A 15,300-nucleotide genomic window follows, 5' to 3' on the forward strand; every position below is an offset into this window, starting at 1 on the left:
CATTACCTCTATATTATTATTTCTTCTACAGTGTTTGTTTCATAAATTATAACATTAAGATCAGAATGTTTCTCAATTTTCGCTTTTATCAATTCCATCACAGGAAATTCAGTGTTATAGTGCCCAGCATCTATGATGCATAAATTATTTTTAAGAGCTGTTTGAGCCTGGTGATATTTAATATCTCCTGTTATGTACACGTGGGCACCTTTTTTTGCTGCATCAGGAATAAAATCGCTGCCGCTTCCCCCGCAAAATGCTGCCGTGCTTACTTTTAAATGTTTGTCCGGTGTGTATAATTTTATCATGCTGCAGTTAAGTGATTGTTTAACTTTCTTTGTAAATTCTAGGATTCCTGTTTCTTCTATGTCTCCAACGCCGCCGTAACCGCTGCCGTCTTCATTTATCTCATGCAGAACACTGCAGTTATTAATGTTTAATATATCAGCTAAAGCCCGGGTTACTCCCATATCAGCCATGTCGAGGCTCGTGTGCATGCTGTATACGTTTATGTTGTTTTGAATTAATAATTTGATTATTTTTCCGTCATAACTGTTTAAGTCAATTGATTTTATGGAATCAAACAAAAATGGATGGTGGGCAAGAATTAAATCAACATTTTTGTCTTTTGCGTATTTTACAGCATTTAAATCCAAGTCAAGAGTTAACATAACTGTTTTTATGTTACAATCCATGTTGCCTATCTGCAGTCCGCTGTTGTCCCAATCTTCCTGTTTTTTCAACTTTAAAGAGTCTTCCAGCAATTTAATAATTTCATGAAATTTAATAAGACATCAGCTCCCTTATTTTATTGTTTTTATCTTTTAGTACATTTATTTTTTCATTATATTCCTCATTGCTGTTTTTTTCAATACTTGCAATTATATTTTCATTTGTCTTAAGAACCTTTTTAAGATATTCATGCATGAGAGGGTCTTTCTTTTCAATGAGATGGCTGCTGAACTCGTAAAAAATTTCATCTGGTTTTTCAGCTGCACCCGGTATTGCCTTTATGATAAAATAGTAGTGGTGGTATTCCTTAACAATTTTCTCGTCTTCAATAACAAATCCATTTTCATACAGATATTTTCTTAATACTTCAACTGCTGACATAGGCTGAAGAACAAGTTCACGAGCATTAAGTGCAGTTATTTTTGAAGTTTCAATAATTCCTGAAATTAAATCTCCTCCCATTCCTGCTATTATCAATAATTCAGCTTCATGTTCACCAAGGACTTCAAGTCCGCTTCCAAGTCTGAAATCACACCTGTGGGATAATCCTTTTGCTGTAAGATATTCCGTAGCCCTTTTTAACGGACCGTGATTTAAATCTGTTGCAATGACATTTTGGCATGTGTCATCAGAGAGCAGCATTTCTGCCACATAACCATGGTCTGTACCAATGTCCGCAGCAGTACCGCACTTTATACACATTGATTTAATACATTCTAATCGGTTCATAACGCCTCCGCTTTGTTAATTGAGAATTAAGAGTTATTGTAAAAATTTATTCGAAGAAAAAATCAGACTATTGATAAACTTTGACGCTGTCATCCTGAACGATAGTGAAGGATCTCATCTTTGTTAAAAACATAAGATTCTTCGGCTGCGCCTCAGAATGACAATGTCGAATGTAACTTTGTAATCAACATAATTTTTTTCAAGAATAAATTCTTTTTAAATAAATAGAAAACAAATGGAATGTCTACATTCCATTTGCTCCATAATTCTTCATTCTTAATTATTCACTGAATAAAATTGCTCGCAATTTTATTCCAAATAGTCTTTCAGTTTCTTGCTTCTGCTTGGATGTCTTAATTTTCTCAGAGCTTTTGCTTCAATTTGTCTTATTCTTTCTCTTGTTACGTCGAATTCTTTCCCAACTTCTTCAAGAGTTCTTGCTCTTCCGTCATCAAGACCAAATCTAAGCCTCAGTACTTTTTGTTCTCTGTCCGTCAAAGTAAACAGCACAGCTGAAAGCTGTTCTCTTAACAGTGTGAATGTTGCCACATCAGAAGGAGCCTGAACTTCATCATCAGGAATGAAGTCTCCCAAATGGCTGTCTTCCTCTTCTCCTATTGGTGTTTCCAAGGACACAGGCTCCTGAGCAATTTTAAGTATTTCCCTAACCTTGTCAGGTTCCATTTCCATTTCCAGAGCTATTTCTTCAGGAGTAGCATCACGGCCTAATTCCTGCAAAAGCTGTCTTTTGATTCTAATAAGTTTGTTTATGGTTTCAACCATGTGAACCGGTATTCTAATAGTTCTTGCTTGGTCAGCAATAGCTCTTGTTATTGCCTGGCGAATCCACCATGTTGCATATGTGCTGAATTTAAATCCTTTTGTGTAATCAAATTTTTCAACTGCTTTAATGAGTCCAAGGTTGCCTTCCTGAATCAAGTCAAGAAACAGCATTCCTCTTCCTACATATCTCTTTGCAATGCTTACAACAAGTCTTAAATTTGCTTCTGCCAGTCTTTTCTTTGCCTCTTCATCTCCGTCCTGCATGCGCTTTGCCAGTTCAATTTCTTCTGTGGCGCTTAAGAGAGGGACTTTTCCTATTTCCTTCAAATACATTCTTACAGGGTCGTCTATGTTTACCCCTTTCAAAATGTCATCATCGGACTGGCTTACAAAAAAGTCCGGGTCATCTTTTATTTCAAGATCCTCAGTGTCATCTACCTTTTCAAGTATCATGTCATCCTGAAAACCAAGGATTTCCAAGTCATTGTCTTCTGCCTGTTTGTAAAAATCATCTATAAATTCAGGGTTAATGTCTAGTTTTTCAAAAGATCTCAAAACTTCCTTATATGTTATAAAGCCGTTTCTCTTGCCTTTTTCAATTAACTTATTTTTTATAGAATCAATTTTCTGCAGTACTTCTGCATTTCTGTCTGATTCTTCATCTATATTTGCCAGATTTTTATTTTCACTCATGGGTTAGTTAACCTCCTCTTTAGTTGATTTAATTTTTTTAGCGAGGCTAAAAATTTCATTCATAATTTCCTTGCTGTTTGCTGAATTTTCAGATTGTTTTAAACTTTCTGTCAATATTGTTCTCTTTTGTTCATAATATTTAATTTTAAGTCTTTTAATACAATCTTTGAAATAAGCCTCTAAATTATCATAATCAACATCGTCATTCTGCAGAAAAACACTCACATCCATATTATCCATTATCATATCGTTCAGGCTGTCTTTATCTATACTCTTATCATTTAATTTGCATTCATACATCTCTTTGAATGTTTGATAGTATTTCAAGTCCTTAAAGGTGTCTTCATTGACTATTTCTTTCAGTTGATATGCAAAATCGTTATTGATAAGTATTAGTCTGACCAGCTCTTCTTCATGTGATGTAGTGATTTTTACTGCCTGTTTTTTTTCTTCAGGCAGAGCAGCTTTAACAAAAGTTCCTTGTTTAGTACTTCTCTTATTGTATTCTTTTATTATAGACTCTTTGGAAACACCCACTTTACTTGATAGTTTTTCAAATATGAGCTCTTTTTCTATTTCACTGCTTACATTTACTATGTTGTCAAAAAATTTATTTATATATTCAACTTTGTTAGAATTTTCATAAAATTCTTTATAATGGAATTCTAAAAAGCTATAATAATCTAAAGAATTTTCCAGTAATTTGTCGAAATTAACCTTGCCGAATTTGTTCAAAAATTCATCCGGATCCTTTGCACCAGGTATTATGACAACTCTTCCTTCAAGGTTGTTCTTCTTGAAGATGTTGATTGCCTTAAGGGCAGCAGTCTGCCCTGCGTTGTCTGAATCAAGAGCCAGATAAAAACTTTTTGAATATTTTTTCATGAGTTTTACCTGATTTTCGGTCAACGCTGTTCCAAGTGCAGCAACGGCTGTGTCATAACCATGTACGTGCATTTTTATGACATCCATGTATCCTTCAACCAGTATGAAGCTTTTATCCCTTACAGCTTCCTTTGCCAGGTGTATGCCGTACAGGTTGTAGCCTTTGCTGAAAATAGTACTTTCTGGTGAATTCAAATATTTTGGAAGTGAGTCATCAAGAACTCTTCCTCCAAATCCTATTATTCTGTTTTTTATGTCAAATATGGGAAATATCACTCTGTTTCTGAATCTGTCGTAATAATTGTTCTTGGTTTTCTTTTCTATGATGAGGCCGGCTTTTAAAATGTCTTTTTCGTTGAATCCCTTGCCGGTTAAATATTTTAGCAAATTATCCCATTCACTGCTAGCATAACCAATTCCAAACTTTTTTATTACATCACCATCAATTTTTCTGCCTTTTAAGTATTCTGCCACGTGGGGAAACTTTCTCAGGTTTCTGTAAAAGTATGCTGCAGCTTCTCTGTTTATTTTATACAGCTTGTCGGAAAGCTCTTTGTTTTCATTTTTAGAGGAACTTGTTTCCTCAAGTATTATACCTGCTCTTCTTGCAAGATATTCAGCAGCTTCCACAAAAGTGTAATTCTTATATTTAGTCAAAAAACTAATGCTGTCTCCGCTTTCACCGCATCCGAAGCAATGAAACATCTGCTTGTCTGGAGACACAATAAAAGAAGGTGTTTTTTCCTTGTGAAACGGGCAATTTGTATTGTAGTTTGCACCTGCTTTTTTCAGGGGCAGATATTCTTCAATAACATCTACAATATTATTTTGTTCCAAAATCCTGCTGATTACATCCGAATCTAATCTATAGGGCATAATATCACCATTATCTTTACATTGAAGACAAATTATAACACAACAAAATAAGCTTGTCAACTAATATTTTAATTATTGTTTCCAAGGTTTTGGCATATAAAGATCTTCAAAAACTTTCATTGCATATCTGTCTGTCATTCCGGCTATGTAATCTTTTATTATTTCACTTTTTGTAAAATCATTGTCCTTGTATATTTTAAGATAAAATTCCGGAAGACAGTCAAAGTTGTTGATGTAGTACTCAAATATTTTTGTAACAATGAACGTTGTTTTGTCTTCTTCGCTCTTTGCTATTTTGTTGTAATACACATTTTCAAACAAAAAATCACGAAGCTCCTTAGTGAGATCATATACACCCTTGCTCATTATTATTTTGTTTTTGTCCATGCTGTTGTTTATTACATCAAGTATCATGGTATTTATTCTTTGACCATGAGAGGAACCAAGTTCATTTAAAAACTTTTCCGGTATTTGGCCGGGCTTTATGATGTTTGCCCTGGAAGCATCGTCTATGTCGTGGTTTATGTACGCAATTCTGTCTGATATGCTTACAATCTGACCTTCCAATGTTGCAGCCTTGTATCCCATGGGATGATTTAAAATTCCGTCCCTGACTTCATATGTTAGGTTAAGTCCTTGTTTATCATTTCTTATTTCAAGAAAATCAACAACCCTTAAACTTTGCTCGTTATGCTTGAAACCAGTGAGGCAAAGCTGATTTAATATTCTCTCCCCCGTATGACCGAATGGGGTGTGTCCCAAATCATGTCCAAGAGCTATTGCTTCTGTCAAATCTTCATTGAGATTTAAACTTCTTGCTATGGTTCTTGATATCTGAGACACTTCAAGTGTGTGTGTAAGTCTTGTTCTGTAGTGGTCTCCCTCCGGAGACAAGAAAACTTGAGTTTTGTGCTTAAGCCTTCTGAAGGCCTTTGAATGAAGAATTCTGTCTCGATCTCTTTGATAATCAGTCCTGATTTCACATTGAGGTTCTGCAACTGCTCTACCTTTAGAAAATCTGCTTTTAGCAGCATTTTCCGATAAATGATCCAATTCAAATTGTTCGTATCTCTCTATTATATTCACTACATCACCTTCTATTTTTATTTGTTACTGTCTGCTATGTAATCAAGTATTATAGAAGCCGTTTCTTCCACAGCCTTGTCTGTTGTGTCTATAACTTTGCATTTAAGCATTTTCATAACTTTTTCCGAATAATCCAGTTCAGCAAAAATTCTTTCCATGCTTGCGTAATTTGCAGTATCTTTAAGTCCCATTGCCTTGAGTCTTTCTTTTCTTATTTTATTAAGATTATCAACATTCAAAGTAAGACCTATAATCTTTTTAGGAGAAATAAGTTTCAATTCTTCAGGTGGACTCACTTCCGGCACAAGTGGTATGTTTGCAACCTTTAAATTTTTATGTGCCAGGTACATGGATAACGGTGTTTTTGAAGTTCTTGATACACCCACAAGGACAACATCCGCAAGAAGTATTCCCCTTGTGTCTTTACCGTCGTCATATTTAACAGCAAATTCAACTGCTTCAACTTTTTTGAAATATTTTTCATCAAGCTTCCTCAAGAGCCCCGGTTCATTTTTAGGAGACAATCCAAGCTGCTTAACAAGAGGAACCAGTATAGGCGTCATGACATCAACTGCTCCTATTTTGTATTCTGCTGCTTTTAGTGTTAGATAATCTCTCAGTTCTTCCACTACAAGGGTGAAAACAATAAATGAATTTTCCTTGGATGCTTTTGCAATTAAATTGTCTATTGCTTCCTTGTCGTTTACATATGATATTCTTTTAACGTCAAACTCTGCTGTTTCAAATTGTCTGATAACAGCCTTTGCAACTTGTTCTGCAGTTTCTCCGATTGAGTCGGAAACCGCATATATGTTTATTTTTTCCATAGATACCTCTTTACTTGGTTATTTCCAACAGAGCTTTAGTCAAGTTAGTCTTTGAAATTCTACCAACGGCCTTTATTTTGCCGTTAGGAAGCTCTGTAACGATTGGTATGCAGTCAATTTCATTATCTATTATTTTTTCGGCTGCTTCAACTATTGTGTCATCTTCCGTGCAGTACACTATTTTAGGCATTCTTGTCATTATGACACCCACAGGAACAAGATTCAGGTCTTTTCCGCCCATGGCTGCTTTCAAAAGGTCTTTTCTCGATATTACACCTTTCAGGGCATCATCTTCAACAACAAAAAGGGTCCCGACATTCTCCAAAAAAAGAGCAACTATAGCGTCGTAAACGCTTGTAGATTCTGCAACATTTATTGGAAGTGACTTTATGTCGGAAACCTTTATGCTGGACAATTTTTCATATATGTCCTTATTGTTCTTTTTGTTTGAAATATAATATCCAACCTTTGGTTTAGCATCGATTAAACCGCACATAGACAAAACAGCTAAATCAGGCCTTAATGTTGCTCTGGTAAGGCCTACTTTTTCAGCTATGGATTCACCTGTTATGGGCTGATGTTTTTCTATTATTTCTATAATAAGATTTTGTCTGTCCGATAGTTTAATAGGAATCTCCTCTTTTCATTAGCAATTGAGTTAATATAAAAATGAATTTAACAATTGGATAGCTATGCTATCCAATTGTATTAAAAGTATCAATTGTTAGAAGTTTATTTTTGCATTTATGAAATCAACTAAATCATCTATTTTAACTCTTTCCTGTTCCATTGTGTCTCTGTCTCTAATTGTTACAGCGTTGTCTTCTAATGAGTCAAAGTCAAATGTTATGCAGTATGGAGTTCCGATTTCATCATGTCTTCTGTATCTTTTTCCAATGCTTCCTGCATCATCATAATCGACATTGAAGTTTTTCTGCAGTTTGTGGTAAAGTTCTGTTGCCTGATCGTTAAGCTTCTTTGTAAGCGGGAATATTGCAGCTTTATATGGAGCCAGAGCAGGATGAAGCTTAAGAACAACTCTGTCTGTACCGTCTTCAAGTACTTCTTCGTTGAATGCGTCAAGAAGAAGTGCAAGCATAACACGGTCAGCTCCAAGTGATGGCTCGATGCAGTACGGTACATATTTTTCGTTTGTAACAGGATCCTGATATGTTAAATCCTCACCTGAAGTTGTTATGTGTGCCTTCAGGTCAAAATCTGTACGATCAGCGATTCCCCAGAGTTCTCCCCATCCAAACGGGAACAGGTACTCTATGTCAGAAGTTGCATTGCTGTAATGTGAAAGTTCAGCTTTTTCATGATCTCTGAAACGAACATTTTCTTTTGTCATACCAAGGTTCAAAAGCCAGTTCATGGCATACTCTTTCCAGTAGTAGAACCATTCCATGTCTTCTCCTGGTTTACAGAAAAATTCTAGTTCCATTTGCTCGAACTCTCTTGTTCTGAATGTAAAGTTGCCAGGAGTTATTTCGTTACGGAATGACTTGCCTATTTGTCCTATTCCGAAAGGAATTTTCTTGCGTGTGGAACGAGCCACATTTTTAAAGTTTACAAATATACCCTGTGCAGTTTCAGGTCTTAAAAATATTTCTGCCTGAGAATCTTCAGTAACCCCCTGGAATGTTTTAAACATCAGGTTGAATTTTCTGATTGAAGTAAAATTTGATTTGCCGCATTCAGGACATTCAATTTTATTTTCTGTTATGTATGTTTCCATTTCAGAGTTTGACCAGCCGTCAACAACCTGAGATTCGCCTTTTTCATGCATGAAATCTTCAATCAATTTGTCAGCTCTGAATCTTGACTTGCATTCCTTGCAGTCCATAAGAGGATCACTGAATCCTCCAACGTGTCCTGATGCAACCCATGTTGTAGGGTTCATGAGTATAGCAGCATCAAGTCCTACATTGTATGGGCTTTCCTGTATGAATTTTTTCCACCATGCTCTTTTTACGTTGTTTTTAATTTCAACTCCCAAGGGACCGTAATCCCAAGTGTTTGCCAATCCACCGTAAATTTCTGAGCCAGGAAATATTATACCTCTTGATTTTGAAAGAGAAACTAACTTCTCCAGCTTGTTTTTTTCATTTTTTGCCATGATTTCCTCCATTTAATAAATATTATATTAGGATGAACTGATTAAATACAAAAAAATCTCTCATCCCGTATAGGGACGAAAGATTAATTCCGCGGTTCCACCCTATTTGATGAAGCTTTTGCTTCATCCTCTTTAAACAAAGGACTCCAAAGTTCCCTTCATCCATAATTCATTGCCGTCTCCCACCAACTCCGGCTCTCTTAGAAATCATTATGGATTACTCCTCTTTATCACAGTCTCAACATTAACTATAATGTAACAAATTAAAGTTTTTATGTCAAGATTTTCTTTTAAAATTCGTCATTATTTTTATTGAAAGTGTTTGTTATGTCGTCCTTTAGGTTTTCTGCGCCTTCCTTCATATCCTGCATTGCATCCTTCACTGCGTCAACTCCCTGATCAACCTTTTGTCCAAGGTCAATAACATTGCCGTCTGCCTGAGTAATTTCAACAGTACACTGAGTAAGAAGCGCTGCTGTGATTCCTGCCGCAGACAAAAAAGGTGCTATAAAAGCTCCAATAAGGCCTGCAGTAATGGGAACATTGATTATAACTTCATTGTTTTTCTTGATTGTGAGCCTTGTTGCATTGCCCTTGGATAAAATGTCCTTGAGCTGATTCATGAGCTGTTCGCCTTTATTTTGACCAGAACTTGTTTTGCTTTTGTTCATGTTTTCAATGAGAATTATTGCTTCAAGAACATCTCCCCCTGCATCATCAAGAGCTTGTTTTGCAGTTGAGTAATCAGTGTTTGTACGTCTTAAAATCTCGTCGATTTTTTGTAAATTGTCATTTTCCATAGTTTACCTTCCTTTTAAATGAGCTTCAATGTAGTAAAATTATCTCTTCCTATGTAATAAAACAAAAATTTTCTGATTATATTCATAGATTTAATATTTACTTCAATTGAGCTTAAATTTTCAAATTTTGTCTTTAAAATTTTATCCAAAGTTAGTATTTCACCATAAGTGACATTTATACCGTTTCCATATTTTACGCAGTCGCTACAGAACAAGCCTCCTTCACTGATTGAAAACCTCGCATCTTCCTTAATTTCTTTTCCGCATGAAATGCAGTGAACAAAGTCCGGCTTGTACCCAAGCATTGATGCAAGTTTAAGTTCATATGCAGCAACGAGCTTATCAAGATTTTCCACGCTGTTTGCAAGGTACCCAAGAACTGCCACAGTCATGTCAAAAATTCTGTAATCATATTCATTTTCCTGAGCCACATAGCTTATGAGCTCAAGAATGTAGCTTCCTCTGTAATATGAATCGATATTGTTTTTAAGTCCGTAAAAATTATCAATGAGTTCTGCCGATGTTATTATATACATATCCCTTGAAAATGTCAGGGAACATTTTGAATATGCAAAAATCTGAGACACATTGACAAGATGTGAGTTAGGCTTTTTGGAGCCTTTTGACATGAGCTGAATTTTGCCTCTAGTTCTTGAAATAACATGAAGAATTTTGTCATTTTCCTTGTAGCTTACATCTCTGACAACAAGGACATCCTCGGTTATCATTTCTGATCATAGCCAAGGCTTTTTAAAAGATAATTGTTGTCGCGCCAGTTTTCTGAAATTTTAACAAAAAGCTGCAGATTCACCTGACTTCCAAGGAGTTTTTCTATGTCTTCCCTGGCGCTTTTACCTATGCCTTTTATCTTTCTGCCTTCTTTTCCAATAATAATGCTTTTATGTGATTTTTTCTCACACAAAATACTGGCTCTTATGTCAACGAGATTCCTGTTTTTTCTTTCCTTCATTTCTTCAATTTCAACGGCAATTCCATGGGGAACTTCATCCTGCAGATACATAAGTGCCTTTTCTCTTATTATTTCTGCAACAACAAAACGCTCCGGTCTGTCTGTTATAAAATCGCCGGGAAAATACATTGGTCCAGGCTTTAAATATTTTTTTATGATGTTTACAAGCGAATCAACTCCCAGATTTTTAAGTGCTGATATGGGAATAATATCGTCAAATACATTGTATTTTCCGAATTCTTGTGCCATGCGAATTGCTCCAGCCTGATCAAACATGTCAACCTTGTTTATAATGAGTATTTTTTTCGAATTGACATTTTTGATTTTTTCAATTATGAACTCGTCACCAGGCCCTATTTTATTGAACTCATCTGTTATCATAATTAATACGTCCATTTCTTCAAGAGCCGCATCAACTTCAGTGTTCATAAATTCGCCCAGCTGGTTTTTTGGCTTGTGAATTCCCGGCGTATCCAGAAAAACTATTTGTGCTTCTTCGTCAGTGTATACAGTCCTAATTTTATTTCTTGTTGTCTGTGGCTTATCTGACATTATTGAGATTTTTTCACCTATCATTGTGTTCATCAATGTTGATTTCCCAACATTTGGTCTGCCTATTATTGTTACAAATCCTGATTTAAACATTATTTCCCTCTTTCTTTTGTTAATCCAAGTCTTCCGGCCCGAAACTGTTCGGGAGAAGTTCTTCCAATGTATGTACTTCGTACTGATCTATATTTTTAGCACATATAACCTTTATATCTCTACCAAATTCCCTAAGAAACTGCCTGCACACACCGCATGGAAAAGAAATTTTCTTATCACTTCCCACAACTGCAATTTTTTCTATATCTTTGTATCCTTCTGATATGCTTTTTGAAAGAGCAACTCTCTCAGCACATATGGTTGGAGTGAACGCTGCAGATTCTATGTTGCATCCTGTGAAAATTTTTCCGCTTTTTGTGTATACGGCTGCTCCTACCTTAAAGTTAGAATATGGACTGTATGATTTTTCTCTGGCCTCCATGGCAATTTTTATCAATAGTTTATCTTCCATAATACCCGCCTTTTTAATTCTTTTCTATTTCTACATTGTCTAAATAATTCACAACCTGTATCCAGGTATTGCCCGGATTTAATTTTATTTCATCATTTCCTGAGTAAAATTTAGTTCTTGAGGCTTCTTTGCTTTTGCTCCAGGTTATTTCAACTGCTTCACCATTTGATATGTACATGCCTCTTCCTTCGCCAACTGTTCCTATATACAGCCTTCCTGCGTTATCAAGCACGCTTTTTTTTGTTTCAATAATTATTATGTTTTTTGTACTGAGCTGTTTTTTATCTAGTTCATCAACATGTTTCTGTCCGTCTTTGAACCTTAAATATACTTGAAGCTCTTTGTCATATTCATAGCTGGTTGTGTTGCTTTTATTATATGTAATATTTATGTTTTGAGCAGAAATGCTGTCTTTGTAATCTTTTGAAATGTTATGAGGCTTTTCATTGAACAGATACCCTTCAAAGTTTCCTTCTTTTCTGTAACCGTATGAAGCTGCCTCATCACGTATAGATTTAACAGTTGTGTACATGTTGTGAGGCGCCTTTTTTCCAGTGTCGTAATATCTCCACATGGCTCCTGAATAAAGCCCGTCAACATCCGGGCAATCAAGGCGGTCAATTTCTGAAAAAGCATCTTCACTTCCGCCCACATGGACAAAAATTCCGTCATTTTCCATTGCATAATAAATTATATAAGGCCTTGCACTCCTCACGGGACCTATCATTTCAGGCTCTTGAGCATGAAAAATACACAGATACCTCGTGTATGGATACTCAACTTCAAACTCATATATTATCTCAGCCTGAGAAAGTCCTGCCTGCCATCTGGCATCCGGATGGTTGTCAATTGAAACAGCCACTGGACGATTTTTGAGTTGTTCGGGAAAATATTTAAGCCCGTCAAGAGGAGAAACAACCTTGCCCTTATCTTCATGTGTTTTGTCATCAGCATTTTCTTCAGAATCAATTATTTCCAATTCACCCGGTGTATTTTCTTCGGAAGGAACTGTTTCTTCCGCCGGGTTTTCAGAAACAGAAGTTTTCGTTGAACAAGCTGCTGCAAATAAAAGCATTGCCATCATTAAAACAATAAAAGTCTTTTTTATCATGGATCATCCTTTGCAATTTATTTAAACAACTGAAGTTCTTTCATGATTTCTTTTTCTCTTTGTCTCATTTCTTCCTTTTCAGATGTTGTCATGTGGTCGTATCCAAGGAGGTGCAGCATACTGTGAACCGTAAGATAAATCATTTCTCTTTCAAGGCTGTGTCCGAACTCATTGGCTTGTTCAATTATTCTTTGAGTTGAAAGGACAATGTCCCCCAGGATTATAACGCCGTCAAATTCATCATCGTCATCCATAGGAAATGACAATACATCTGTTTCGCTGTCAACATTTCTGAAGTCTTTGTTGAGACTTCTTATTTCTTCATTTGAGACAAAAGAAACGCTGACTTCATAGTTCCCTGACTGATTTTCTGCCATTAGGACTGTTTCCACAGCAGTTTCTATTGCCTTTTCATTAGCCTCTGTAATTTCCATTATGTCTTGTCTGTTATCAAATAAAACACTTATCATTATTTGGCCTCAAATCTTTCATATGCTTTTATAATATCCTGCACAAGCTTGTGTCTTACAACATCTGATGTGTGGAAAAACATGAATCCTATATCTTCCACATCCTTTAAAATATTGATGACGGATTTAAGTCCTGATTTCTTGTCTCCCGGAAGGTCTATCTGCGTTATGTCTCCTGTTATAACAGCCTTAGAACCGTATCCAAGACGTGTCAGGAACATTTTCATCTGCTCATTTGTTGTGTTTTGAGCTTCATCAAGAATTATAAATGATGAATCTAATGTTCTTCCCCTCATGTATGCCAGAGGAGCAACCTCAATCAGCTGTTTTTCAACATTTTTCATGAAGTTTTCAATACCCATTATGTCAAAAAGAGCATCATATAGAGGTCTTAAATACGGGTCAACTTTATCCTGCAAATCTCCAGGCAGGAACCCGAGCTTTTCTCCTGCTTCAACAGCAGGCCTTGTAAGAATTATTCTTTCGACCTCTTTCTTCCTGAACGCATTGACAGCAGCAGCAACTGCAAGATATGTTTTTCCTGTACCTGCAGGGCCAATGCCGAATGTTATGTCCTTATTGTTTATCATGTCGATATATCTTTTTTGACCCACGGTTTTTGCTTTTATGACTCTTCCTGATGCTGATGTAACAATGACATCTTTTAAAATTTCATTATAATCTATGTTGTAATTTGTTTTATTTGCTTCAATGAGATAGACTACTTTCTGGTCGCTTATTTCTCCTTCAGTGTCTATTACGTTTATCATATCTTTCAATATTTTGCTCACGGATTCAACTTTAGACTTTTCGCCGGTTACTTTAATTTCTTCGTTTCTCACCAGAATGTTAACATCAAAATAACTTTTTATTATTTTAATGTTTTTGTCGTGTATTCCCAAAAGTCTGATTAAATCATCTTCACCCGACAATATTATGCTTTCTTCAAATAACTCCATTTATCCTCCTTGGTTTTCTTCATTTATTTCGTCTTGTGCATCAGTCATGGGATAAATTTTTACCGATTCGCCAATGTCTTCCATAACTTCTATCTGTGCTCTTAAATAATAAAACTGGTCATCCTCTGTGAAGTTTATGGATGATTTCAATATTTTTGAGTCATTATTGCATTTTTTTATAAGGTCGTCGTACATGGCAACCTTCATTTTATTCTGAGCCGTATTTTCATCTATTTCGATTTTTTTTACAGTCTCTTCATAGTATACACCTTTTACAATCTTTATATTAGTTAAACTAGACAGTATGGGAACAGCAATTGTTCTCTCTTTATAAGTATAATTTTCATATGGTGCTTTGTCACCTATTATTTTAACATTTTTACCATTAATTTTCAAGAAGAAACGAACTTTGCTGCTATCTGTTGATATACTCACATCCCGTATTTTTTCTTCTTTCATTTCAAAATTATAATATGTCTTTGCATAAATTATTCCGTCCGATGGAACCATTACAAATTCTTCGGAATTTTTATTTTTTATAATACCCATAATCAACGTCTGACCTTCATAAACAACGTCTCCTTCTTTTACTACAGGCTGACCGCTTTTAGCTATGACCTTGCTTATGATTGCATTTTTCTTTGATACGATGCTTGAGGGCTCGTTGTTCTTGAATTCTGCAGGTTCTATATTTTTTTCCTTTACAAATATGATCAGGTTTGAACCTTCCACATAGACTTCAACAAACTTGAAGTTGTCAAAATTTTTATAAAGCATTGTTTCAATAGATTTTGTCTCAAGACTTCCCTGAGATACAGGAACCTTTATTTCATTTTCTTCTAGAACCAATTTAATTTTTTTTGCAGTTAAATTGTTTGTTCCAATTACTTCAACATTCCACACAAGAGAAGACAAAAGATAAAGGCATATGGAAAGTATGAAAATGCCTGCAACAAATCCCTTACGCACCTTAATTTTTCTTAAATTAAGTGCAAAACCCTTCTTTTTTATTGTTTCCATCTTAGTTTCTTTTATGATGTCCTGGTATTTTCGGTAATCATCGTAGGATATTTTAAACTTGATTTCGTCATTTTTCTTTTCAATATCCCACATAACAATTCCTTTTTTTCTGAGTAAATTCATGATTTTTTCGAAGTTTGCATCCTTTAGGCGAACCAGTACATAGCCCCTTAATAAATACAT

At 35.4% G+C, this 15,300-nt stretch carries 16 protein-coding genes and 1 other annotated feature; all 16 genes read right to left on the reverse strand.

All coding sequences use genetic code 11. The features are described from left to right. Positions 1-8: 8 nt before the first annotated feature. Positions 9-788 (reverse strand): Nif3-like dinuclear metal center hexameric protein, encoded by a 780-nt coding sequence (locus tag LY60_RS03650; RefSeq protein ID WP_145080159.1) that lies wholly within the window; start codon positions 786-788, stop codon positions 9-11. After that, entirely contained in the window at positions 784-1,461 is a 678-nt protein-coding gene (locus LY60_RS03655; RefSeq protein ID WP_145080162.1) for a tRNA (adenine(22)-N(1))-methyltransferase, read from the reverse strand. The genes LY60_RS03650 and LY60_RS03655 overlap by 5 nt, the downstream gene beginning before the upstream one ends. A gap of 309 nt (positions 1,462-1,770) precedes the next feature. Next, the gene (gene rpoD, locus LY60_RS03660; protein ID WP_145080165.1) at positions 1,771-2,937 is read right to left on the reverse strand and encodes an RNA polymerase sigma factor RpoD; all 1,167 of its coding nucleotides are present in this window, start codon (positions 2,935-2,937) and stop codon (positions 1,771-1,773) included. A 3-nt stretch (positions 2,938-2,940) separates the two neighbouring features. Beyond that, positions 2,941-4,698, reverse strand: coding sequence for a DNA primase (gene dnaG / locus LY60_RS03665; protein ID WP_145080168.1), 1,758 nt, complete (start codon positions 4,696-4,698; stop codon positions 2,941-2,943). Positions 4,699-4,770: 72 nt separating this feature from the next. Further along, on the reverse strand, positions 4,771-5,784 hold the full coding sequence (locus LY60_RS03670) for a deoxyguanosinetriphosphate triphosphohydrolase (protein ID WP_145080171.1): 1,014 nt from the start codon (positions 5,782-5,784) through the stop codon (positions 4,771-4,773). 17 nt (positions 5,785-5,801) lie between these two features. Beyond that, positions 5,802-6,611: a pyruvate, water dikinase regulatory protein gene (locus LY60_RS03675; protein ID WP_019227095.1), complete on the reverse strand. Its 810-nt coding sequence runs from the start codon at positions 6,609-6,611 to the stop codon at positions 5,802-5,804. Positions 6,612-6,621: 10 nt separating this feature from the next. Further along, positions 6,622-7,245: a transcriptional regulator CcpN gene (gene ccpN / locus LY60_RS03680; protein WP_145080174.1), complete on the reverse strand. Its 624-nt coding sequence runs from the start codon at positions 7,243-7,245 to the stop codon at positions 6,622-6,624. Between the two features lie 90 nt (positions 7,246-7,335). Beyond that, positions 7,336-8,730 (reverse strand): glycine--tRNA ligase, encoded by a 1,395-nt coding sequence (locus LY60_RS03685; protein WP_145080177.1) that lies wholly within the window; start codon positions 8,728-8,730, stop codon positions 7,336-7,338. 68 nt (positions 8,731-8,798) lie between these two features. After that, positions 8,799-8,973, reverse strand: a binding site (T-box leader). A 47-nt stretch (positions 8,974-9,020) separates the two neighbouring features. Then, positions 9,021-9,530, reverse strand: coding sequence for a DUF4342 domain-containing protein (locus tag LY60_RS03690; RefSeq protein ID WP_145080180.1), 510 nt, complete (start codon positions 9,528-9,530; stop codon positions 9,021-9,023). A gap of 14 nt (positions 9,531-9,544) precedes the next feature. After that, the gene (gene recO / locus LY60_RS03695) at positions 9,545-10,258 is read right to left on the reverse strand and encodes a DNA repair protein RecO (RefSeq protein ID WP_145080182.1); all 714 of its coding nucleotides are present in this window, start codon (positions 10,256-10,258) and stop codon (positions 9,545-9,547) included. Next, positions 10,255-11,145 carry a GTPase Era gene (gene era, locus LY60_RS03700; RefSeq protein ID WP_145080185.1) on the reverse strand — a complete coding sequence of 297 codons (891 nt, stop codon included), beginning with the start codon at positions 11,143-11,145 and terminating at the stop codon, positions 10,255-10,257. Before era ends, recO begins: the two co-directional genes overlap by 4 nt. Positions 11,146-11,164: 19 nt before the next feature. Beyond that, complete coding sequence (gene cdd / locus LY60_RS03705; RefSeq protein WP_019227101.1) at positions 11,165-11,557, reverse strand: cytidine deaminase; 393 nt, start codon at positions 11,555-11,557, stop codon at positions 11,165-11,167. A 13-nt stretch (positions 11,558-11,570) separates the two neighbouring features. Continuing rightward, positions 11,571-12,668 (reverse strand): DUF3048 domain-containing protein, encoded by a 1,098-nt coding sequence (locus LY60_RS03710; protein WP_145080187.1) that lies wholly within the window; start codon positions 12,666-12,668, stop codon positions 11,571-11,573. Positions 12,669-12,685: 17 nt separating this feature from the next. After that, complete coding sequence (ybeY, locus tag LY60_RS03715; protein WP_145080190.1) at positions 12,686-13,138, reverse strand: rRNA maturation RNase YbeY; 453 nt, start codon at positions 13,136-13,138, stop codon at positions 12,686-12,688. After that, entirely contained in the window at positions 13,138-14,097 is a 960-nt protein-coding gene (locus LY60_RS03720) for a PhoH family protein (RefSeq protein ID WP_145080193.1), read from the reverse strand. The genes ybeY and LY60_RS03720 overlap by 1 nt, the downstream gene beginning before the upstream one ends. Beyond that, positions 14,098-15,300, reverse strand: a complete 1,203-nt coding sequence (locus LY60_RS03725; RefSeq protein ID WP_246145361.1) for a sporulation protein YqfD — start codon at positions 15,298-15,300, stop codon at positions 14,098-14,100.

This window comes from Sedimentibacter saalensis (assembly GCF_007830175.1).
Lineage (GTDB): Bacteria > Bacillota > Clostridia > Tissierellales > Sedimentibacteraceae > Sedimentibacter > Sedimentibacter saalensis.